19 protein-coding genes and 1 riboswitch are annotated in these 23,190 nt (G+C 49.9%); of the genes, 11 read left to right on the plus strand and 8 right to left on the minus strand.

Features of this window, described 5'->3' with window-relative positions; translation table 11 throughout:
* Positions 1-3 precede the first annotated feature (3 nt).
* The 5 genes from rplA (at position 4) to rpoC (ending at position 10,687) form a co-directional block, all read left to right on the plus strand.
* A complete protein-coding gene (gene rplA / locus K9N75_RS01305; protein WP_004089455.1) occupies positions 4-708 on the plus strand; it encodes a 50S ribosomal protein L1 in 705 nt (234 codons plus the stop codon).
* Positions 709-1,037: 329 nt separating this feature from the next.
* Complete coding sequence (gene rplJ / locus K9N75_RS01310) at positions 1,038-1,535, plus strand: 50S ribosomal protein L10 (RefSeq protein ID WP_008815920.1); 498 nt, start codon at positions 1,038-1,040, stop codon at positions 1,533-1,535.
* Positions 1,536-1,601: 66 nt separating this feature from the next.
* Positions 1,602-1,967: a 50S ribosomal protein L7/L12 gene (gene rplL, locus K9N75_RS01315; protein WP_004089450.1), complete on the plus strand. Its 366-nt coding sequence runs from the start codon at positions 1,602-1,604 to the stop codon at positions 1,965-1,967.
* A 328-nt stretch (positions 1,968-2,295) separates the two neighbouring features.
* A complete protein-coding gene (rpoB, locus tag K9N75_RS01320) occupies positions 2,296-6,324 on the plus strand; it encodes a DNA-directed RNA polymerase subunit beta (protein WP_008815919.1) in 4,029 nt (1,342 codons plus the stop codon).
* A 142-nt stretch (positions 6,325-6,466) separates the two neighbouring features.
* Positions 6,467-10,687, plus strand: a complete 4,221-nt coding sequence (gene rpoC, locus K9N75_RS01325) for a DNA-directed RNA polymerase subunit beta' (RefSeq protein ID WP_008815918.1) — start codon at positions 6,467-6,469, stop codon at positions 10,685-10,687.
* A gap of 274 nt (positions 10,688-10,961) precedes the next feature.
* On the opposite strand, the gene thiH is transcribed toward rpoC, so the two are convergent.
* The 7 genes from thiH to K9N75_RS01360 form a co-directional block, all read right to left on the minus strand.
* On the minus strand, positions 10,962-12,092 hold the full coding sequence (gene thiH, locus K9N75_RS01330) for a 2-iminoacetate synthase ThiH (protein WP_224452140.1): 1,131 nt from the start codon (positions 12,090-12,092) through the stop codon (positions 10,962-10,964).
* Positions 12,093-12,094: 2 nt separating this feature from the next.
* The gene (locus K9N75_RS01335) at positions 12,095-12,874 is read right to left on the minus strand and encodes a thiazole synthase (protein WP_130973709.1); all 780 of its coding nucleotides are present in this window, start codon (positions 12,872-12,874) and stop codon (positions 12,095-12,097) included.
* A 1-nt stretch (position 12,875) separates the two neighbouring features.
* Entirely contained in the window at positions 12,876-13,076 is a 201-nt protein-coding gene (thiS, locus tag K9N75_RS01340; protein WP_004089440.1) for a sulfur carrier protein ThiS, read from the minus strand.
* On the minus strand, positions 13,073-13,825 hold the full coding sequence (locus K9N75_RS01345) for a HesA/MoeB/ThiF family protein (RefSeq protein ID WP_008815914.1): 753 nt from the start codon (positions 13,823-13,825) through the stop codon (positions 13,073-13,075). Before K9N75_RS01345 ends, thiS begins: the two co-directional genes overlap by 4 nt.
* Positions 13,818-14,480: a thiamine phosphate synthase gene (gene thiE, locus K9N75_RS01350; protein ID WP_130973707.1), complete on the minus strand. Its 663-nt coding sequence runs from the start codon at positions 14,478-14,480 to the stop codon at positions 13,818-13,820. The genes K9N75_RS01345 and thiE overlap by 8 nt, the downstream gene beginning before the upstream one ends.
* Complete coding sequence (gene thiC / locus K9N75_RS01355) at positions 14,480-16,429, minus strand: phosphomethylpyrimidine synthase ThiC (protein WP_064575388.1); 1,950 nt, start codon at positions 16,427-16,429, stop codon at positions 14,480-14,482. Before thiC ends, thiE begins: the two co-directional genes overlap by 1 nt.
* Before the next feature lie 131 nt (positions 16,430-16,560).
* A riboswitch (TPP riboswitch) is annotated at positions 16,561-16,683 on the minus strand.
* A gap of 72 nt (positions 16,684-16,755) precedes the next feature.
* Positions 16,756-17,271, minus strand: coding sequence for an Rsd/AlgQ family anti-sigma factor (locus K9N75_RS01360; protein ID WP_039189447.1), 516 nt, complete (start codon positions 17,269-17,271; stop codon positions 16,756-16,758).
* A gap of 78 nt (positions 17,272-17,349) precedes the next feature.
* On the opposite strand from K9N75_RS01360, the gene nudC reads away from it, so the two are divergent.
* The 6 genes from nudC to K9N75_RS01390 all read left to right on the plus strand — a co-directional run bounded on the left by nudC (position 17,350) and on the right by K9N75_RS01390 (position 21,806).
* Complete coding sequence (nudC, locus tag K9N75_RS01365) at positions 17,350-18,129, plus strand: NAD(+) diphosphatase (protein WP_224452141.1); 780 nt, start codon at positions 17,350-17,352, stop codon at positions 18,127-18,129.
* 48 nt (positions 18,130-18,177) lie between these two features.
* Positions 18,178-19,242, plus strand: a complete 1,065-nt coding sequence (gene hemE, locus K9N75_RS01370; protein WP_008815909.1) for a uroporphyrinogen decarboxylase — start codon at positions 18,178-18,180, stop codon at positions 19,240-19,242.
* Between the two features lie 15 nt (positions 19,243-19,257).
* Positions 19,258-19,947 (plus strand): deoxyribonuclease V, encoded by a 690-nt coding sequence (gene nfi / locus K9N75_RS01375; protein ID WP_039189450.1) that lies wholly within the window; start codon positions 19,258-19,260, stop codon positions 19,945-19,947.
* A gap of 74 nt (positions 19,948-20,021) precedes the next feature.
* Positions 20,022-20,612 carry a YjaG family protein gene (locus K9N75_RS01380; protein WP_004089424.1) on the plus strand — a complete coding sequence of 197 codons (591 nt, stop codon included), beginning with the start codon at positions 20,022-20,024 and terminating at the stop codon, positions 20,610-20,612.
* A 189-nt stretch (positions 20,613-20,801) separates the two neighbouring features.
* Positions 20,802-21,074 (plus strand): nucleoid-associated protein HU-alpha, encoded by a 273-nt coding sequence (gene hupA, locus K9N75_RS01385; RefSeq protein ID WP_004089422.1) that lies wholly within the window; start codon positions 20,802-20,804, stop codon positions 21,072-21,074.
* A 60-nt stretch (positions 21,075-21,134) separates the two neighbouring features.
* Positions 21,135-21,806, plus strand: a complete 672-nt coding sequence (locus K9N75_RS01390; protein ID WP_224452142.1) for a DUF1481 domain-containing protein — start codon at positions 21,135-21,137, stop codon at positions 21,804-21,806.
* A 43-nt stretch (positions 21,807-21,849) separates the two neighbouring features.
* On the opposite strand, the gene purD is transcribed toward K9N75_RS01390, so the two are convergent.
* Complete coding sequence (gene purD, locus K9N75_RS01395) at positions 21,850-23,133, minus strand: phosphoribosylamine--glycine ligase (RefSeq protein WP_039189457.1); 1,284 nt, start codon at positions 23,131-23,133, stop codon at positions 21,850-21,852.
* Positions 23,134-23,190 lie beyond the last annotated feature (57 nt).

The following is a 23,190-nucleotide window of genomic DNA, read 5'->3' on the forward strand; positions in this document are numbered from 1 at the left end:
GAAATGGCTAAGCTGACCAAGCGCATGCGCGTGATCCGTGACAAAGTTGATGTTACTAAACAATATGACATCACCGAAGCCGTTGCTCTGTTAAAAGAGCTGGCCACTGCTAAATTCGTTGAAAGTGTTGACGTTGCTGTCAACCTTGGCATCGATGCTCGTAAATCTGACCAAAACGTACGTGGCGCTACCGTTCTGCCACACGGCACCGGTCGTTCAGTACGCGTTGCTGTATTTACTCAGGGTGCAAATGCTGAAGCTGCTAAAGCTGCAGGCGCTGAACTGGTAGGTATGGAAGATCTGGCAGAACAGATCAAAAAAGGCGAAATGAACTTCGACGTAGTTATCGCATCTCCAGATGCAATGCGCGTTGTTGGCCAGTTGGGTCAGGTTCTGGGTCCACGTGGCCTGATGCCAAACCCTAAAGTTGGTACTGTAACTCCTAACGTTGCTGAAGCGGTTAAGAACGCTAAAGCGGGTCAGGTTCGTTATCGTAACGACAAAAACGGCATCATTCACAGCACCATCGGCAAAGTTGACTTCGACTCTAACCAGTTGAAAGAAAACTTGGAAGCTCTGCTGGTTGCTCTGAAGAAAGCTAAACCTGCGACTGCTAAAGGCGTTTTCATCAAGAAAATCAGCCTGTCCACCACCATGGGTGCTGGCGTAGCGATCGAACAGGGTAGCCTGACCGCAGTAGCTAACTAATTCTCTTAGAGAATAGCTAATTGCGTTTTCGCTTTACGCGGGCGCTAGATTTGTATAAAATCTGACGCCCGCATATTCTCTATCGAATGCTCTTTAGCGAATATAGCGAACGAATTTTCGGTTGGAGTCTGGCCTTATCCAGACCTCCGTCCAAGACCGCAGGTGCGTTGAAAGACGCTTAATCGTCCTGCGTAGACGGTGACAGAACCTAAAAAATCTTTTTGATTACTGGATTCTGCTCACCGTATTTAACGCCTAAACCGTTTTCGGTATTAGGTGATGTGAGTTCCGGGGAATCCTCCCCGGCCAAAATCCAGGAGCTAAAGCTAATGGCATTAAATCTTCAAGACAAACAAGCGATTGTTGCTGAAGTCATCGAAGTAGCCAAAGGCGCGCACTCTGCTGTTATCGCTGACTCTCGTGGCGTAACCGTAGATAAAATGACTGAACTGCGTAAAGCAGGTCGTGAAGCTGGCGTTTACATGCGTGTTGTTCGCAACACCTTGATGCGTCGCATCGTTGAAGGCACTCCTTTCGAATGCCTGAAAGACACGTTTGTTGGTCCAACCTTAGTTGCATTTTCTATGGAACACCCGGGCGCTGCTGCTCGTCTGTTCAAAGATTTCGCGAAAGCGAATGCAAAATTTGAGGTTAAAGCTGCAGCCTTTGAAGGTGAGTTGATTCCAGCGGCTCAGATCGACCGCCTGGCAACTCTGCCAACTTACGAAGAAGCAATCGCACGCCTGATGGCAACCATGAAAGAAGCCTCTGCAGGCAAATTGGTTCGCACTCTGGCTGCTCTGCGCGATCAGAAAGAAGCTGCTTAATCAGCCTTTCTTTTCTAACGTGTTTGCTTACGTATAATCTATTTCTGAATTTTAGGAACAATTTTTATGTCTATCTCTAAAGACGATATCTTGAATGCAGTTTCCGAAATGTCTGTAATGGACGTTGTTGAACTGATCTCCATGATGGAAGAGAAGTTCGGTGTTTCTGCTGCTGCAGCTGTAGCTGTTGCTGCAGGTCCAGCTGAAGCTGCTGAAGAAAAAACTGAATTCGACGTTATTCTGAAAGCTGCTGGTGCTAACAAAGTTGCTGTAATCAAAGCAGTACGTGGCGCAACTGGTCTGGGCTTGAAAGAAGCTAAAGATCTGGTTGAATCTGCACCAGCTGCACTGAAAGAAGGCGTTAGCAAAGATGACGCTGAAGCACTGAAAAAATCTCTGGAAGAAGCTGGCGCTGAAGTTGAAGTTAAATAAGCCAACTCTTTTGGTAGCAGCCTAAGCAATTAGGCTGATGGCTGGTGACTTTTTGGTCACCAGCCTTTTTGCGCTGTAAAGGATGTTAGTGGTATTTCACACTGTTTGACCACTAGTATTCCCTCAATACTTGTTTCTATCTTCGACTTAATATATTGCCGTTTTCCACTTCGGGAGTTCCGGAGTAAAGCGCAACGAAATGGTTTAAGAGTGATAGAAACAAGTATTGCGAGAGGTGTTTCTGCCTTTCGGTCACAAAATGGTGTTGCATGAACTGTCCTACTAGGACGGACAGAGTGGGTCACTGATCAGCGAGCTGAGGAACCCTATGGTTTACTCCTATACCGAGAAAAAACGTATTCGTAAGGATTTTGGTAAGCGTCCACAAGTTTTGGACATACCTTATCTCCTTTCTATCCAGCTTGACTCGTTCCAGAAATTTATCGAGCAAGATCCGGAAGGGCAACACGGTCTGGAAGCAGCATTCCGTTCCGTATTCCCAATCCAGAGTTACAGTGGTAATTCCGAGCTGCAGTATGTCAGCTATCGTCTCGGTGAGCCGGTATTCGATGTTAAAGAATGCCAGATCCGTGGCGTAACTTACTCCGCTCCGCTGCGCGTTAAACTGCGTTTGGTTATTTACGAGCGTGAGGCGCCGGAAGGCACCGTTAAAGACATCAAAGAACAAGAAGTCTACATGGGTGAAATTCCACTCATGACTGATAACGGGACTTTCGTTATCAACGGTACTGAGCGCGTAATCGTATCTCAGTTGCACCGTAGCCCAGGCGTGTTCTTTGACAGCGATAAGGGTAAAACCCATTCATCGGGTAAAGTGCTGTATAACGCACGTATCATCCCTTACCGTGGTTCATGGTTAGACTTCGAATTCGATCCGAAAGACAACCTGTTTGTGCGTATTGACCGTCGCCGTAAATTACCTGCGACCATTATTCTGCGCGCATTAAACTTTACGACTGAACAGATCCTTGAGCTGTTCTTCGACAAAGTTGTCTTCGAGATTCGTGATAATAAACTGCAGATGGAGCTTGTTCCAGAACGTCTGCGTGGCGAAACTGCGTCCTTCGATATCGAAGCTGACGGTAAGGTCTATGTTGAAAAAGGCCGCCGTATTACCGCACGCCACATTCGCCAATTGGAAAAAGACGGCATTACGCTGATCGAAGTTCCGGTTGAGTACATTGCTGGTAAAGTCGTCGCTAAAGATTATATCGACGAAAATACCGGTGAGCTGATCTGTGCAGCCAACATGGAGCTGTCACTGGATCTGCTGGCTAAGCTGAGCCAAGCGGGTTACAAGCGTATCGAAACGCTGTTCACCAACGACTTGGATCACGGTGCTTATATTTCTGAGACCATTCGCGTCGATCCAACTAGTGACCGCTTGAGTGCGCTGGTTGAAATCTATCGCATGATGCGTCCTGGTGAGCCACCAACACGCGAAGCAGCTGAAAACCTGTTTGAGAACCTGTTCTTCTCTGAAGACCGCTATGATCTGTCTGCGGTTGGTCGTATGAAGTTCAACCGTTCTCTGTTGCGTGAAGAGATTGAAGGCTCCGGTATCCTGAGCAAAGACGACATCATTGAAGTGATGCGTAAACTCATCGATATCCGTAACGGTAAAGGCGAAGTGGACGATATCGACCACTTGGGTAACCGTCGTATCCGTTCCGTGGGCGAAATGGCTGAGAACCAGTTCCGTGTAGGTCTGGTACGTGTTGAGCGTGCAGTTAAAGAGCGTCTGTCTCTGGGCGACCTCGATATGCTGATGCCTCAGGACATGATCAACGCCAAGCCAATTTCTGCCGCAGTGAAAGAGTTCTTTGGTTCCAGCCAGCTGTCTCAGTTTATGGACCAGAACAACCCACTGTCAGAAATTACGCATAAGCGTCGTATCTCCGCGTTGGGCCCAGGTGGTTTGACCCGTGAGCGCGCAGGCTTTGAAGTTCGAGACGTTCATCCGACTCACTACGGTCGTGTATGTCCAATCGAAACGCCTGAAGGTCCAAACATCGGTCTGATCAACTCCCTGTCTGTTTATGCACAGACTAACGAATATGGCTTCTTGGAAACCCCATACCGCCGCGTTCGTGATGGAATTGTAACTGATGAAATTCATTACCTGTCTGCTATTGAAGAAGGCAACTACGTCATCGCTCAGGCGAACTCCAACTTGGACGACGAAGGCCGCTTCATTGAAGATCTGGTTACTTGCCGTAGCAAAGGCGAATCAAGCTTGTTCAGCCGCGATCAGGTTGACTACATGGACGTTTCCACCCAGCAGGTGGTTTCCGTCGGTGCTTCTCTGATCCCGTTCTTGGAACACGATGACGCCAACCGTGCATTGATGGGTGCGAACATGCAACGTCAGGCCGTTCCGACTCTGCGCGCTGATAAGCCGCTGGTTGGTACCGGTATGGAACGTGCTGTAGCCGTCGACTCCGGTGTTACCGCTGTTGCTAAACGTGGTGGTGTAATCCAATACGTTGATGCTTCTCGTATCGTTATCAAAGTTAACGAAGATGAGATGTATCCGGGCGAAGCAGGCATTGATATTTACAACCTGACCAAATACACCCGTTCTAACCAGAACACCTGCATCAGCCAGATGCCGTGTGTCAATCTGGGTGAACCCATCGAGCGTGGCGACGTGCTGGCTGACGGCCCGTCTACCGATCTGGGTGAATTGGCTCTTGGTCAGAACATGCGCGTGGCATTCATGCCATGGAACGGTTACAACTTCGAAGACTCCATCTTGGTGTCTGAGCGTGTTGTACAAGAAGATCGCTTTACTTCTATCCACATTCAAGAACTGGCTTGTGTGTCTCGTGACACCAAACTGGGGCCTGAAGAGATCACCGCTGACATCCCTAACGTGGGTGAAGCTGCGCTCTCTAAACTGGATGAATCCGGTATCGTTTATATCGGTGCGGAAGTGAAAGGTGGCGACATTCTGGTTGGTAAGGTAACGCCTAAAGGTGAAACCCAACTGACTCCAGAAGAGAAACTGCTGCGTGCTATCTTCGGTGAGAAAGCGTCTGATGTTAAAGACTCTTCTCTGCGCGTTCCAAACAGCGTTTCTGGTACCGTTATCGATGTGCAGGTCTTTACTCGCGATGGCGTAGAAAAAGACAAACGTGCGCTTGAAATCGAAGAGATGCAGCTGAAGCAGGCTAAGAAAGACCTGACTGAAGAACTGCAGATCTTGGAAGCTGGCTTGTTTGCCCGTATCCACGACGTACTGGTATCTGGTGGTGTTGAAGCTGAGAAATTGGCTAAGCTGCCACGTGACCGCTGGTTAGAACTGGGTCTGGCTGATGAAGCTAAACAGAACCAGTTGGAACAGCTGGCTGAGCAGTACGACGAGCTGAAATCTGATTTCGAGAAGAAACTGGATGCTAAGCGTCGTAAGATCACTCAGGGTGACGATCTGGCACCAGGCGTACTGAAAATTGTTAAGGTTTATCTGGCTGTTAAACGTCAGATCCAGCCTGGTGACAAGATGGCAGGCCGCCACGGTAACAAGGGTGTTATCTCCAAGATCAACCCGATCGAAGATATGCCTTACGATGAAAACGGTACTCCGGTAGACATCGTACTGAACCCGCTGGGCGTACCATCACGTATGAACATCGGTCAGATTCTGGAAACCCACTTGGGTATGGCTGCGAAAGGCATTGGTGAGAAAATTAACGCCATGCTGAAGCAGCAGCAGGAAGTGGCCAAGCTGCGTGAGTTCATTCAGAAAGCCTACGATCTGGGCGATAATACGCGTCAGACCGTTGATCTGAGCACCTTCACCGACGACGAAGTTATGCGTCTGGCTGAGAACCTGAAAAAAGGTCTGCCAATCGCAACACCAGTCTTCGACGGTGCGAAAGAGAAAGAAATCAAAGAGCTTCTGACATTAGGTGGCATTCCTACCTCTGGTCAGATTACGCTGTTTGATGGCCGTACCGGCGAGCAGTTCGAGCGTCAGGTTACTGTCGGCTACATGTATATGCTGAAACTGAACCACTTGGTTGATGACAAAATGCATGCGCGTTCTACCGGTTCTTATAGCCTGGTTACTCAGCAGCCGCTGGGTGGTAAGGCTCAGTTCGGTGGTCAGCGCTTCGGTGAGATGGAAGTATGGGCACTGGAAGCGTATGGCGCTGCCTACACGCTGCAGGAAATGCTGACCGTCAAGTCCGACGATGTAAACGGCCGTACCAAGATGTACAAAAACATCGTGGATGGCGACCACCGTATGGAACCAGGCATGCCGGAATCCTTCAACGTATTGTTGAAAGAAATCCGCTCGCTCGGTATTAACATTGAGCTGGAAGACGAGTAATTCGTTCATTCGAATTATAAGTAACACCAGCCGCTAAGCGCCCTGTGAAAGCGGGGTGCTTAGTCAGTGGTTGCACTGGTCACAGGGGCATTTGGGTGGTATCCGAATGCCCAACAGGTCTAACTCCGACAGGAGCCAATCCGTGAAAGACTTACTGAAGTTTCTGAAAGCTCAAACTAAGACCGAAGAGTTTGACGCGATCAAAATTGCTCTGGCTTCGCCAGACATGATCCGTTCTTGGTCTTTCGGCGAAGTTAAGAAGCCGGAAACCATTAACTACCGTACGTTCAAACCAGAACGTGACGGCCTTTTCTGCGCCCGTATCTTTGGGCCGGTAAAAGATTACGAATGCCTGTGCGGTAAGTACAAGCGTTTAAAACACCGCGGTGTTATCTGCGAAAAATGTGGTGTTGAAGTTACTCAGACTAAAGTACGTCGTGAGCGTATGGGCCATATCGAACTGGCTTCTCCGACTGCCCACATCTGGTTCCTGAAATCACTGCCATCTCGTATCGGCCTGTTGTTAGACATGCCTCTGCGTGATATTGAGCGCGTACTGTACTTCGAATCTTATGTTGTGGTTGAAGGCGGTATGACCAATCTGGAACGTCGTCAGATCCTGACTGAAGAGCAGTATCTGGACGCTCTGGAAGAGTTCGGTGACGAATTCGACGCGAAGATGGGTGCTGAAGCTATCCAAGGTCTGTTGAAAAACATGGATCTGGAAGCGGAATGCGAACAGCTGCGTGAAGAGTTGAACGAAACCAACTCCGAAACCAAACGTAAAAAGCTGACCAAGCGTATCAAGCTGCTGGAAGCGTTCGTTCAGTCTGGTAACAAACCAGAGTGGATGATCCTGACCGTTCTGCCGGTTCTGCCGCCAGATCTGCGTCCACTGGTACCGTTGGATGGTGGTCGTTTTGCGACTTCTGACCTGAACGATCTGTATCGTCGTGTCATTAACCGTAACAACCGTCTGAAGCGTCTGCTGGATCTGGCTGCGCCGGACATTATCGTACGCAACGAAAAACGTATGCTTCAGGAAGCGGTTGACGCCCTGTTGGATAACGGTCGTCGTGGTCGTGCGATCACCGGTTCAAACAAACGTCCTCTGAAATCTTTGGCCGACATGATCAAAGGTAAGCAGGGTCGTTTCCGTCAGAACCTGTTGGGTAAACGTGTTGACTACTCCGGTCGTTCTGTAATCACCGTAGGTCCATACCTGCGTCTGCATCAGTGCGGTCTGCCTAAGAAAATGGCTCTGGAGCTGTTCAAGCCGTTCATCTATGGCAAGCTGGAACTGCGTGGTCTTGCTACCACCATTAAAGCTGCGAAGAAAATGGTTGAACGCGAAGAAGCTGTCGTTTGGGATATCCTAGACGAAGTTATCCGCGAACACCCAGTGATGCTGAACCGTGCACCAACCCTGCACCGTTTGGGTATCCAGGCATTTGAACCGTTACTGATCGAAGGTAAAGCTATTCAGCTGCACCCGCTGGTCTGTGCGGCGTATAACGCCGACTTCGATGGTGACCAGATGGCTGTTCACGTACCGTTGACGCTGGAAGCCCAGTTGGAAGCGCGTGCGTTGATGATGTCTACCAACAACATTCTGTCACCAGCGAACGGCGAGCCAATCATCGTTCCTTCTCAGGACGTTGTATTGGGTCTGTATTACATGACTCGTGACTGTGTTAACGCTAAAGGCGAAGGCATGGTTCTGAGCGGCCCTAAAGAAGCAGAGCGTATCTATCGCGCTGGTCTGGCTTCTCTGCATGCTCGCGTTAAAGTGCGTATCACGCAAACCGAGAAAAATGCAGAAGGCGAATGGGTTACTACTACCGGCTTGGTCGATACCACTGTTGGTCGTGCGATTCTGTGGATGATTGTGCCTCAGGGCCTGCCATACAGCATCGTTAACCAGCCGTTGGGTAAAAAAGCGATCTCCAAGATGCTGAACACGTGTTACCGCATTCTGGGCTTGAAGCCGACCGTTATCTTTGCTGACCAGATCATGTACACCGGTTTTGCCTACGCAGCGCGTTCAGGTGCTTCCGTTGGTATCGATGATATGGTTATCCCAGAGAAGAAAGTGGAAATCATTTCTGAAGCTGAAGCAGAAGTTGCTGAAATTCAGGAACAGTTCCAGTCTGGTCTGGTTACAGCGGGCGAACGTTACAACAAAGTCATTGATATCTGGGCTGCGGCCAACGAACGTGTTGCTAAAGCGATGATGGAAAACCTGTCTACCGAGCTGGTTATTAACAGCAAAGGTGAAGAAGAGCGTCAGGTTTCCTTCAACAGCATCTTTATGATGGCTGACTCCGGTGCTCGTGGTTCTGCTGCGCAGATTCGTCAGTTGGCCGGTATGCGTGGCCTGATGGCTAAGCCAGATGGCTCCATCATCGAAACGCCAATTACCGCGAACTTCCGTGAAGGTCTGAACGTACTCCAGTACTTCATCTCTACTCACGGTGCTCGTAAAGGCTTGGCGGATACCGCACTGAAAACTGCGAACTCCGGTTACCTGACTCGTCGTCTGGTAGACGTAGCGCAAGACTTGGTCGTTATCGAAGATGACTGCGGTACTCATAACGGTATCGTGATGACTCCGGTTATCGAAGGTGGTGATGTTAAAGAGCCACTGCGCGACCGCGTATTGGGTCGTGTGACGGCTGAAGAAGTTCTGAAGCCGGGCACCGCAGACATTCTTGTTCCGCGCAACACCCTGCTGAATGAAAAATGGTGTGATCTGTTAGAAGAGCACTCCGTTGACATCATCAAGGTTCGTTCCGTTGTTAGCTGTGAAACCGACTTCGGTGTGTGTGCGCACTGCTATGGTCGTGACTTGGCTCGTGGCCACATCATCAACAAGGGTGAGGCAATCGGGGTTATCGCGGCACAGTCCATCGGTGAACCAGGTACACAGCTGACGATGCGTACGTTCCACATCGGTGGTGCGGCATCTCGTGCGGCAGCAGAGTCCAGCATTCAGGTGAAAAATAAAGGTCATCTGAAACTGAACAACGCTAAGTTCGTTCTGAATAGCGATAAGAAGCTGGTTATTACGTCTCGTAATACCGAGCTGAAACTGATCGACGAATTCGGACGTACTAAAGAAAGCTATAAAGTGCCTTACGGTTCTGTTATGGCTAAAGGCGATGGCGCTGAAGTTAATGGCGGCGAAACTGTAGCGAACTGGGACCCGCATACCATGCCGGTTGTTTCAGAAGTTAGTGGTTTCATCCGTTTCACTGACATCATCGATACCCAGACCATTACCCGCCAGACTGATGAACTGACCGGTTTGTCTTCTCTGGTCGTTCTGGACTCTGCAGAGCGTACCGGTAGCGGTAAAGATCTGCGTCCAGCACTGAAAATCGTTGATGCTAAAGGCAACGATGTATTGATCCCAGGCACTGATATGGCTGCTCAATACTTCCTGCCGGGTAAAGCGATTGTTCAGTTGGAAGATGGTGCTCAGATCCATGCTGGTGACACCTTGGCGCGTATTCCTCAGGAATCCGGCGGTACCAAGGATATTACCGGTGGTCTGCCACGCGTTGCTGACCTGTTTGAAGCACGTCGTCCGAAAGAACCTGCGATTCTGGCAGAAATTACTGGCGTTATTTCCTTCGGTAAAGAAACCAAAGGTAAACGTCGTCTGGTAATTACGCCTCTGGATGGTAGCGAACCGTACGAAGAGATGATTCCTAAATGGCGTCAGCTGAACGTGTTCGAAGGCGAACGTGTAGAACGTGGTGACGTGGTTTCCGATGGTCCAGAATCTCCGCATGACATTCTGCGTCTGCGTGGCGTTCATGCTGTGACTCGTTATATCACCAACGAAGTGCAGGACGTTTACCGTCTGCAAGGCGTTAAGATTAACGATAAACACATCGAAGTCATCGTGCGTCAGATGCTGCGTAAAGCAACCATCGAAAGTGCTGGTAGCTCCGAGTTCCTGGAAGGCGAACAGGTTGAGTTCTCTCGCGTTAAAATCGCGAACCGTGAGTTGGAAGCTAACGGCAAGATTGCGGCAACTTACAGCCGCGACCTGCTGGGTATCACCAAAGCTTCCTTGGCGACTGAGTCCTTCATCTCTGCGGCTTCGTTCCAGGAAACAACTCGCGTACTGACCGAAGCGGCCGTTGCGGGTAAACGCGACGAACTGCGCGGCCTGAAAGAAAACGTAATCGTGGGTCGTCTGATCCCAGCCGGTACCGGTTATGCTTATCATCAGGATCGTGCGCGCCGTAAAGCTCAGGGCGAAGCGCCTGTAGTTCCACAGGTGAGCGCTGAAGAAGCAACTGCTAACTTGGCAGAGCTGCTGAACGCTAGCATGCGTGGTGACGACGAGTAATCGTTGATCCAAGCCTAATAAAAACCGCTCTTTGGAGCGGTTTTTTTATGCCTGAGATTTAAGCGTTAGTCGTAGCCGGAGGAAGAATAACCGAGCCATAGAAACTCGGTTATTCTGTTTTGGTTAGCGAAGCTTAGGGGATGAATGCGCTCCGATCGATGTTCGAACTACATCGATAGAGGAACGTTATGCCGCCTAATTTATATTTTCACGCAGTTATCTCATCATTCGAATGGCTATTGACAGATAACTGCATCCGTTACATTTTTTGCCTCTAGCGATGTGTACCTCTTCCCAAATATCCATCCCAATCTTTCCATACCGGCTGTAGCCCCGATGATAAAAGTACATTTGCCACTTGGGCGGGAGTACGGGCATCGTGTGGGGTAAACTGCTCTAATTCTGGATGGTTATCGGCATATCCTCCCGGCTGAGTTTTTGAAAACGCACTGACGTTATTGATTGCAAGTGGCACGACGTTATCTCTAAACGCAGGCGATTCTCGGGTTGAGAGTGACAGTTCGATCTCTGGTGCAAATAGCCGGAATGCGCAGATAGTTTGTACTAACTGAGCTTCATCCATAATGGATGCAGGTTCTATACCTCCAGTACATGGGCGTAGACGCGGGAAAGAAATGGAGTACCGGCTTTGCCAATAGGTCTGCTGTAGCCATGTTAAATGCTCCGCAACCATGAAGCAGTCTGTACGCCAGTTGTCAGACAGTCCAATCAGCGCACCGATCCCGATCTTGTCGATCCCTGCTTTTCCTAGCCGATCGGGTGTTTCCAATCGCCAGAAGAAATCTTGCTTGTTCCCTTTGAGATGGTGTTGTGCATAAACCGAAGGATGATAGGTTTCCTGATATACCATTACGCCATCCAGCCCCAGCGTTTTTAACTCCGCATATTCATCCTGTGCTAGCGGTTGAACCTCCATCATAAGTGAGCTGAAATGGCGACGAATCTGCGGCAAATGCTGACGAAAGTAATCCATCCCCACTTTTGCTTGATGTTCACCGGTGACGAGCAACAGGCTGTCGAATCCCATGGCGCGAATAGCCGTGCATTCGCGCTCAATCTCTTCGGCATCCAACGTCTTACGCTTTAGCCGGTTACTCATAGAAAAACCGCAATAGGTGCAGTCGTTAGCACACAGATTAGAAAGGTAGAGCGGGACGTAAAAACCTACCGTATTGCCGAAGCGTTGGCGTGTGAGCTGTTGAGCCTTGCGTGCCATAGGCTCAAGGTAGTGTGCCGCCGCAGGCGAAAGTAGAGCCAGCATGTCTTCACGGTCGGGGCGAAAAGTCTGTAATGCACGCTCTACGTCGGCGTTAGTTTTGCTGTTGATCCTAAGCCCAATATCATCCCAATCTAACTGCCGCCAGCGTTGAGTGAATGTTTCCACGGTTAGGTATCCTGTTTCATGGTGTGCAAGAAACCCGTTAATGGGCTGGTGGCGTTTGCTTGGAAACTTTGGCGTCCTAATCCGCTTTGATAAGCGATTCGTCCCGCTTCGACCGCAAGCCTGAACGCTTTAGCCATTGCTATAGGATCGCGAGCCACTGCAATGGCTGTGTTAACCAAAACGGCATCAGCACCGAGCTCCATTGCTGCACTTGCATGGCTTGGTGCGCCGATCCCAGCATCAACTATGACAGGGACTTTGGCTTGCTCTATGATGATTTGCAGAAAATCGCGGGTAATAATTCCCTGATTGGAACCGATAGGCGAACCAAGAGGCATCACCGCCGCGCAGCCCACCTCCTCTAAACGTTTACAGAGAACAGGATCGGCGCCGCAGTAGGGAAGAACCACAAATCCTTCTTCTACTAATATTTCGGCCGCTTTGAGTGTTTCGATAGGATCAGGCAGTAGATAGCGAACGTCGGGATGTATTTCCAGTTTTATCCAGTGAGTACCAAGGGCTTCTCGCGCTAGTTTTGCGGCAAAAATGGCTTCTTCTGCCGTTTTTGCACCTGAGGTATTCGGAAGCAGGTTTGCGCCTAGCTGAAGCAGAGGCGCAAGAATGGCGTCATTGCCGCTTTTCAGATCGACACGTTTCATCGCCATAGTGATGAGCTGCGAACCCGACTCATGCAATGCCTCTAGCATTTTATCCGCCGAGGAAAACTTTCCTGTTCCAGTAAACAGGCGTGATGAAAAAGTTTTATCTGCAATTTGTAGCATCTTAACCTCCGGCAATTGCTTGGAATACCACCACTTCATCTCCTTCGGCTAGCTGTTGCGTCGCCCAATTTTCGCGCGGGAGAATGGTTTGATTGAGCGCTAGAGCAGTGCCCTGCTGATGGCGACCTAACTGGAGCAACAACGATTCAACGCTGGTAGCTGCGCTGAGGGTGACACATTCATCGTTAACCATAATCTTCATGCGGCGATGCCTCCGCAGACGGGGCAGGTTGGAGAGCGTTTTAAGCTGAAGGTGCGCCAGCTTTGTTGGCGGCCATCGAATAAACGTAGTTTCCCTGACAGGGCCGAGGGTATTCCTGCCAGCATTTTGATGGCTTCAAGAGCCTGTAGCGTACCGATAACGCCAACGACGGGGCCAAGGACACCGGCATTGCGGCAGTTGCGCTGTGGTTCAATGTCGTCTGGCCACAGACACCGATAGCAGCCCTGATCGTATGGTGGTTCAATCACCATCAGTTGGCCGCCGAATCCCACTGCACTGCCACTAATCAATGGCTTAGCCTGCGCAACGCAAGCGGCGTTCACCGCCTGACGTGTGGGCATGTTATCGCTACAATCGAGGATTAAATCTGCATGCGCTATGGCTTTGGCTAGGGAAGCGCATTCTAAATGCTCGGGCAGTGTTATCAATTCAACCTGAGGATTAAGTTCTCGTAAGTGATGCTTGGCCGTTTCTGCCTTTGACCGTCCAAGATCGTCGGTTCGATATAGGATCTGACGCTGAAGATTGCTGATGTGCAGGCGATCACCATCAGCAAGTATGATCTTACCGATTCCTGCCGCGGCAAGATACATTGCTGCCGGCGTTCCTAATCCGCCAAGCCCCACGATGAGTACGCTGCTGGTACTGAGTTTTTCTTGTCCTTGAGGGCCAATTTCTTCCAGTAGAAGTTGGCGACTATAGCGCATGAAGTCTTGATCGCTAAGCATCGTTGGCTCTCCTGTTTTCTATCAGCTGCAATAGCGTATCGGTTGCTGCCAGCCAGTCTTGCGCCTGAGTGATCGCGCTAACCACGGCAACGCTGCCGACACCACACTCAAGCACTGCTGGTACGCGATCGATGTTGATACCGCCAATGGCAACGGTAGAGTAATCAGGAATACGCGCGACTTGACGTTTGAGGTCAACCAGCCCCTGAGGGGCTGAAGGCATCAGCTTGGTTTGGGTCGGAAATATATGCCCCAGTGCAATGTAGGAGGGACGATAGGATAGAGCGCGATCCATTTCGATATCATCGTGGGTTGAGAGACCGAGTCTGAGATGAGCGGCGCTGATTGCGGATAAATCTGCGGTATCTAGGTCTTCTTGTCCGAGGTGAACGCCGTAGGCACGGTGTTTGATAGCGAGCTGCCAGTAGTCGTTGATAAACAAACGCGCCTGATAGTGTCGACCCAGTGCGATAGCCTGCGCGATATCGGTTTCCACCGCATTTTCGCTTTGGTCTTTGATGCGTAGCTGGATAGTGCGCACCCCCGCCTTTAGCAGACGTTCGATCCACTCAACGCTATCAACGACGGGGTAAAGACCAAGGCGTTGTTCGGTAGAAGGAAAGGGGGCGGTGCGAGAATGAGTTAACGGAGCCATCAGTTTTTCTCCGTCTGCAGATCGCTGGTGGTGTGGTAAATCTCGCCGCCTTTAGCACGAAAAGCCTCTGACATCTGCGCCATGCCTATTTCTACGGGCTGCGGCGCTGACGCTTCTTGTTTGGCAGCATAGTCGCGCACTTCCTGAGAGATTTTCATCGAACAGAATTTTGGCCCGCACATTGAACAGAAATGTGCCACTTTGCCTGATTCTTGTGGCAGGGTTTCGTCGTGATAAGCTCGAGCGGTGTGAGGATCAAGTGCCAAGTTGAATTGATCTTCCCAGCGAAATTCGAAGCGAGCTTTAGACATGGCATTATCACGGATCTGAGCTCCAGGATGCCCTTTGGCAAGATCGGCTGCGTGGGCTGCGATCTTGTATGTGATCAGCCCCTGTTTTACGTCTTCTTTATTGGGTAAACCTAAATGCTCTTTTGGTGTGACGTAGCACAGCATGGCACAGCCAAACCAACCAATCATGGCGGCACCAATACCTGAAGTGAAATGGTCATAGCCGGGAGCAATATCTGTCGTTAACGGACCTAATGTATAGAATGGCGCCTCGTGGCAATGCTCCAACTCTTCGGTCATGTTACGGCGGATCATTTGCATCGGCACATGCCCTGGTCCTTCAATCATGACTTGTACGTCATATTCCCAAGCAATTTTAGTCAGTTCACCTAGTGTGTGTAGTTCAGCAAATTGTGCTTCGTCATTGGCGTCTTGAATTGAACCCGGACGCAGGCCGTCACCCAAGGATAATGCAACGTCATAGGCTGCGCAGATTTGGCAGATTTCGCGGAATCGCTCGTACAGGAAATTCTCTTTATGATGTGAAAGGCACCATTTCGCCATGATAGAGCCACCGCGTGAAACGATACCGGTTAGACGTTTAGCGGTCATTGGGACGTAGCGCAACAGCACTCCCGCATGAATGGTGAAATAGTCTACGCCTTGTTCAGCTTGTTCTAAGAGTGTATCGCGGAATATTTCCCAGTTTAGGTTCTCGGCAATGCCGTTAACTTTCTCTAACGCTTGATAGATTGGAACGGTGCCGATAGGAACCGGGCTGTTGCGTAAGATCCATTCGCGAGTTTCATGAATATAGCGGCCAGTGGACAGGTCCATAACGGTGTCTGCTCCCCAGCGCGTTGACCAAACCAGTTTTTCGACCTCTTCTTCTATCGAGGAAGTGACCGCTGAGTTACCAATGTTGGCATTGACCTTCACCAGAAAGTTACGGCCAATAATCATCGGCTCAGACTCAGGGTGATTGATATTGGAAGGGATAATGGCGCGGCCAGCAGCCACTTCGCTACGGACAAATTCGGCGGTGATATCTTTTGGCAGCAGTGCCCCAAAATTTTGTCCTGGATGCTGCTGCCGCAGCACTTCACCACGGATACGTTCGCGCCCCATATTTTCGCGAATGGCAATGAACTCCATTTCGGGCGTGATGATACCTTGTCGAGCGTAGTGGAGCTGTGTAACGCATTTACCTGATTTCGCGCGCCGTGGCTGTGGCAGGTTCTCGAAGCGCAAATGATCTAAACCTTCATCGGCTAAGCGTTGCTGTGTGTAGGCGGAGCTGAGCTGTTCCAGCGATTCGGTATCATCGCGTTCAGCGATCCAGCGATCACGGAGTGGTTTTAACCCGCTGCGTACGTCAAGTTCAGCATGTGGGTCGCCATAAGGCCCCGCAGTGTCATAGACAGGGATTGGTTCGTTGGGTTCGTATTGCGGGTTATCTTTGCTGCCGCCAAGCAACGTTGGACTGAGCTGAATTTCGCGCATCGGTACGCGAATATCACTACGCGAACCCGTTAGATAAATGCGTTGCGAGTTTGGATAGGCCTCACCGCGCAGATGATCGATAAAACTCTGTGCTTCTGCGCGTTGCTCGCGACGAGAAAGCGGAGTACGAATTGTTTCATTGTTATTCATAGACATAGCAAATTCCTACCAGTGTTCTGGTTTAACAGTGATTAAAAAATCAAGTTGGAGAATTGCTTGTCTGGAGCTCGGAGGGAGTAATGGATAGCCGTCACCCAGTCAGATCTCGATAGATTGCTGGTAGGTGATAATAGATTACTCTTGTTCCCTTCGCGGGTATTAACCCGATCAGGTTCCGCGGATCCCGAATTAACGGTCTCAGCCTGTAGGGGAAAATTTTTCCCGCTCACTAGGCACTCCGACAAGAGCGCCCAGTGTAGGAGCGGGAAGACAAAACTGCAAGCTGTTAACTAAGCTGTAATGTCTATGCTACTTTCAAAAAATTATGCTGGGCGAGCTAATGAATCGTCATTATCAGCGGCAGGCGTGTTTGCTTGCCAGATGTCATAGGCGATTTGAATTAGGTTATCTTCTAAGGCAAAACGAGCCGCTAGTGTTTCACCAATATGTGATAGTGCGTCGTGGAGTGCTAGGCACTCTTCTTCGTTTAGCTCATCATCGGTAAAGCGGTCGTGAAAGGCCATAATGAGCTTGGTATTATCGTGCAGTGCTGGATAGATTTTTTTTGTTACCGCCATGTGCGGGCTATCGTCACCTCCAACGAGTTCTACGATACGATCGTAAACATGGAAGTGGCCAGCAGAGAGATAATCCACCAAATTGTGACAAAAGTTCTCCAACGCTTTTTCATTAAGCGGGGTATGCTTTTCTTTGTTTGGTTTTATTCCGACCAGTGCGCAGTAGGCTACGAGCAGTTCCTTTCGGGCTTGTAGCCATTGGTCGATTAATTCATGACTACCACCTACGCGTTGAGTCAGATGTTCGAGACGGTTGAGCATATATTCAACTCCATGAGGTAAATGTTACAAATTAGCAACAATCGAATGCCAGATTAGCAGAGGTTTAATGTCAAAGATATGGAACAACAGTTAAAAGATGATGACACCGGCTGGTGGGTTATCAGCCGTGAGGGCAAGGTCTGGTTACCTCGTGGGGAGCTGCCTTTTGGCACTGCACAACAATGGCAATTAAGCACCAAAAAAGCGCACCAAATCGGTGAGTGGGAAGGGCATCCAATGTGGTTGCTGGAAGAGTCACGTAGTCAGGATATGGCGTCCATTCGCCAGCTTATCGACGTGGATCGTGGTCTTTTCCAGCTTGTTGGCCGCGGAGTTCAGCTAGCGGAATTCTTTCGCTCCCATACCTTCTGCGGCTATTGTGGGCATGAGATGTACACCAGCCGCTCTGAGTGGGCATGTATGTGTCCTCACTGCCGTCAGCGTTATTACCCACAAATTGCGCCCTGCATTATTGTGGCGATTCGCCGCGGAGATGAAATCTTGCTGGCTCAGCATAAACGGCATCGTAACGGTATTCATACGGTGCTCGCCGGTTTTGTCGAAGTGGGAGAGACTCTGGAAGAGGCTGCGGCGCGTGAAATCATGGAAGAGAGTAACGTGCGAATTAAGAATTTGCGCTATGTCGCCTCACAGCCTTGGCCATTCCCACATTCGCTGATGATGGCGTTTATGGCTGATTATGCTGGCGGTGAGCTCAAGCACGATCCAAAAGAGTTATTGAATGCAAACTGGTATCGCTATGACAATCTGCCACAACTACCGCCGCCTGGAACCGTGGCGCGTCGTTTGATTGAAGATACCGTAGCACAGTGCCGAGATGAGGCTGAAAGCGAATAACGCATGGGTCATGCTACAATGCGATGAGATTAATTAGGGAGCCAAAGGATGACTGAACTGAAGAACGACCGCTACCTGCGCGCACTGCTGCGCCAGCCGGTAGACATGACTCCGGTATGGATGATGCGTCAGGCCGGACGTTATTTGCCAGAATATAAAGCGACTCGCGCACAGGCCGGCGATTTTATGTCGTTGTGCAAAAATGCTGAATTGGCCTGTGAGGTAACGCTACAGCCGTTGCGTCGTTATGCGCTGGATGCGGCAATTCTGTTCTCAGACATTCTGACCATTCCTGATGCCATGGGGCTTGGACTCTATTTTGAAACGGGTGAAGGGCCGCGCTTCTCATCGCCAATTACCTGTAAAGCGGATGTTGAAAAGCTTCCTGTGCCCGACCCAGAAGATGAACTGGGTTACGTGATGAATGCTGTGCGTACCATCCGTAAAAATCTGGCTGGGCAGGTACCTTTAATCGGTTTCTCTGGTAGCCCGTGGACGCTGGCAACCTACATGGTTGAAGGCGGCAGCAGTAAAGCTTTCACCAAAATTAAAAAAATGATGTATGCCGAACCAGCGACCATGCATCTGTTGCTGGATAAAATCGCCGATAGCGTGATCCTTTATCTTAATGCGCAGATCAAAGCGGGTGCTCAGTCGGTGATGATCTTTGATACGTGGGGCGGTGTGTTAACGCCGCGTGATTACCGCGAATTCTCCCTGAACTACATGCATAAAATTGTCGATGGCCTGATCCGTGAGAACGAAGGACGCCGCGTGCCAGTCACGCTGTTTACCAAAGGTGGAGGTCAGTGGCTAGAAGCAATGGCTGAAACCGGCTGCGACGCACTAGGCTTAGATTGGAGTACGGATATTGCCGATGCTCGCCGCCGTGTCGGTGACAAAGTTGCGCTGCAAGGAAACATGGATCCATCCATGCTGTATGCGCCTGCTGCTCGAATTGAGCAGGAAGTTTCGACTATCCTTGAGGGATTTGGTCACGGCACCGGACATGTCTTTAACCTTGGGCATGGTATTCATCAGGATGTACCACCGGAGCATGCGGGTACGTTTGTAGAGGCTGTTCATCGGTTGTCAGGTAAATACCATCGGTAATTAAGGCATTAAGTCATGGATATGAAAGCACTGCGTGAAGAGCAGTTGGAGAAGGCGAGCCAGATTATCCGCACGGACGATCTCGGTTTTGAACAACCGACGCTTATTGCCGGTGCTGATGTGGGCTTTGAACAGGGAGGGGACGTCACACGTGCGGCGATAGCCGTGTTGCGTTATCCCTCACTTGAGCTGGTGGAGTATCAGATTGCCCGCATTGAAACCCAGATGCCTTATATTCCTGGTTTTCTCTCTTTCCGAGAGTACCCAGCGCTGATCAAAGCGTGGGAGATGCTTCAGCACCGCCCACAGTTGGTGGTTGTCGATGGTCAAGGGATCTCTCATCCCCGCCGTCTGGGCGTGGCGAGCCATTTCGGCTTGTTAGCCGATGTTCCGACCATTGGCGTTGCCAAAAGCCGTTTATGTGGTCAGTTTGCTCCGTTGAGTGATTCGGTTGGTGCAATACAACCACTGAATGACAAACAAGAGCAGATTGGTTGGGTATGGCGCAGTAAAGCGCGCTGTAACCCGTTATTTATTTCTACGGGGCACCGCATTAGTTTGCCTACGGCGCTGCATTTTATCCAAAGTTGTATGCGTGGCTACCGTTTGCCTGAACCCACGCGCTGGGCGGATGCAATCGCCTCTAATCGGCCAGCTTTTCAACGCTGGTTACTCCAACATTCTGATAATAACGCGCAGATATAGGGATCTCTTGATTTTTCAGTTACACTGCGCCGGAATTATTTTTCAGAGACTTATTTTTCTCTAAGAGACTTAGCATGCTGCGTAACCCGATCCACAAACGGCTGGAAAAGCTGGAAAGCTGGCAACATCTGACGTTCATCGCCAGCTTGTGTGAGCGTATGTACCCAAATTATCAGGCATTTTGTCTGCAAACCGGATTTGGCGATCCTATGGTTTACCGCCGAATTTTGGATTTGATTTGGGAAACGTTGACGGTAAAAGACGCTAAAGTGAATTTCGATAACCAGTTAGAAAAACTGGAAGAGGCAATTCCTTCCGCTGACGACTATGATATTTATGGCGTTTACCCTGCTATTGACGCTTGTATTGCATTGGGTGAAGCTGTGCATTCCCGTTTAAGCGGTGAAATGTTAGAACATGCAATCACGGTGAGTGAGACATCATTACGTACCGTTGGTATGCTGGAGATGACTCAGGCCGGTCGTGAAATGACTGATGAAGAGCTCAAAGAATTGCCAGCAATGCAAGATGAGTTAGATATCCAATGGGAGATTTTCCGCTTGCTTGTTGAGTGTGAAGAGCGCGATCTGGAACTCATCAAAGGATTAAGATCTGACCTGCGTGAAGCAGGTGTTAGTAATATCGGTGTAAATTTAGCGCAATAAGACGGCAAAACGTGATTTAACACCTGATTTGTCGTCCCTTAAGGCTTCACATTCGTACCCCGGTTGTTCTACATTTGGGGGGCGTAAAAAAAGTGGCTATCGGTGCGTGTATGCAGGAGAGTGCTGTCAATCGGCATATCCGTCGCACTCGATGCTTTGCAAACGATAAACACACTGTAAGGATAACTTATGAATAAGACTCAACTGATTGATGTAATCGCGGAAAAAGCTGACCTGTCTAAAACTCAGGCTAAAGCAGCTCTGGAATCTACTCTGGCGGCGATTACCGAGTCTCTGAAAGAAGGTGATGCTGTACAATTGGTTGGTTTCGGTACTTTTAAAGTGAATCATCGTAACGAGCGCACTGGCCGCAACCCACAGACCGGTATGGAAATCAAAATTGCAGCAGCAAACGTACCAGCGTTCGTTTCTGGTAAAGCTCTGAAAGACGCAGTTAAATAAGACCGCGTGATTCACAGCCTGTTTGTGAAAGATATAAGCAGGGGGGCGTTAACGCCCCTTTTGTCTATTTGTAAGCCTGTGGCGGCATTACTGTTCGCTGCAGGACTTGCTGTAACCCTCTCAGGTTGCAGCTCTGATACTTCCTCTCCTCGTTTCACCGCAACAGGTTATATTGCCGATCAAGGCATGATGCGTATTTGGCGTAAGGATGATGCTAAGCATCAACCGCTTGCCATTATGAGCGTCTACAGCCCACTAAAAGGCAAAGGTACGATAATCAGCTATTACGCTTATCAAGACGGTAATCTGAATCTTGTGCGCCAGACTATACAAGGCGGCGAGAAAGACGTACTCGAACTGCGTCTGGATGAAAAGGGTGAACTCAGCTACATGCAGCGCCAAATTGGCGATCAGCGGCAGCTACTCACGCCGGATGATATCGCTCGCAGTCAGTACCAGTCGCGCCATATGGTTGAGATTTCTGAAGCGCTACGCGTGGGCAATGTGCGCCTGATTCAAGGTCGTTGGGAAAATAGCCGATTTACCAGCTGTACTGGCGAGACTCAATCGCTGAAGCTAGAGGACTGGCAATTGAAATGGATCGAGAGTCGTGCATCGCACTCATCTCTGCCGCTGGGTATTGCGTGGCTAGATGCTCCTGAGGGGCAGCAGCTTTTGCTGGTTGCCAATGAAGATTTTTGCAGTTGGGAGCCTACAGTCGATACGCTGTAAAAGTAGCCGAGAACCACAGTCATGCTCCTCGGCCTGATGGGCTTTACTGGGTACGTTGTATCGCGCGATAGCCAATATCTTTACGGTAGAAACTGTCTTCCCAACTAATCTGTTCTGCTAATTGATAGGCATTTTGTTGTGCCTGTTTGATTCCGTGTCCTAGAGCTGTTGCACACAATACGCGCCCGCCCTGTGTCACGACATCACTACCAACCAACTGGGTTCCCGCGTGGAAAACCTTTTCACCTTCTGGCGAGTTAATGGGTAAGCCATGAATAACATCACCGGTTCGGTAAGATTCTGGATAGCCGCCCGCAGCTAATACCACGCCCAGTGCATCACGTTCATCCCACAGAGACTCTTTCTCGTTTAGTTTCCCTTCGGCACCCGCTAAGCACAGTTCTACCAGATCAGATCTCATGCGTAGCATGATTGGCTGAGTTTCAGGATCGCCAAATCGGCAGTTGAACTCTATAACTTTTGGATGACCCTGCGCTGAAATCATGAGTCCTGCGTAGAGGAAGCCAGAGTAAGGGTTACCCTCTTTTGCCATGCCGTGCACGGTTGGCCAAATGACTTCATCCATAACGCGCTGGTGGATCTCGTCAGTAACGACAGGTGCCGGAGAGTAAGCTCCCATACCGCCGGTGTTAGGGCCAGTATCGCCATCTCCCACGCGCTTATGATCCTGACTGGTTGCCATCGGCAACACATTTTTGCCATCGACCATCACGATGAAACTGGCTTCTTCTCCCTCTAAAAACTCTTCTACGACAATTCTATGTCCCGCATCGCCAAATGCATTACCTGCCAACATATCGTGAACTGCTGCTTCAGCCTCTTCCAGTGTCATAGCGACAATCACGCCTTTGCCAGCGGCTAATCCATCGGCTTTAATCACGATTGGGGCGCCTTGGCTACGAATGTAGCTGATAGCAGGTTCAATATCGGTGAAGTTACGATATTCAGCCGTTGGGATGCGATGACGAGCTAAAAAGTCTTTGGTGAAAGCCTTTGAGCCTTCTAGCTGAGCAGCCGCTTGGGAGGGGCCAAATATTTTTAGCCCCTCGGCTTGAAAGGCATCAACCACGCCAATAACCAAAGGTGCTTCAGGGCCAACAATCGTCAGACCAATATCGTGGCTCTTGGCGAAGGCTAATAGGCCACTGATATCCGTTGCCGAAATATCCACGTTTTCCAATGCGGGTTCCAGAGCTGTTCCGGCATTACCAGGAGCAACGTACACTTTATCTGCTAGCGGAGACTGCGCCGCTTTCCATGCCAGAGCGTGTTCACGCCCGCCGTTACCGATAATCAGGATATTCATGCGCTCACCTCAAAAGGTGCGCCCGCAGGCGCACAAAAATAGAAGATGTGATACAAA

Origin of the sequence: Hafnia paralvei (genome assembly GCF_020150375.1) — a bacterium.
Taxonomy (GTDB): Bacteria; Pseudomonadota; Gammaproteobacteria; order Enterobacterales; family Enterobacteriaceae; genus Hafnia; species Hafnia paralvei.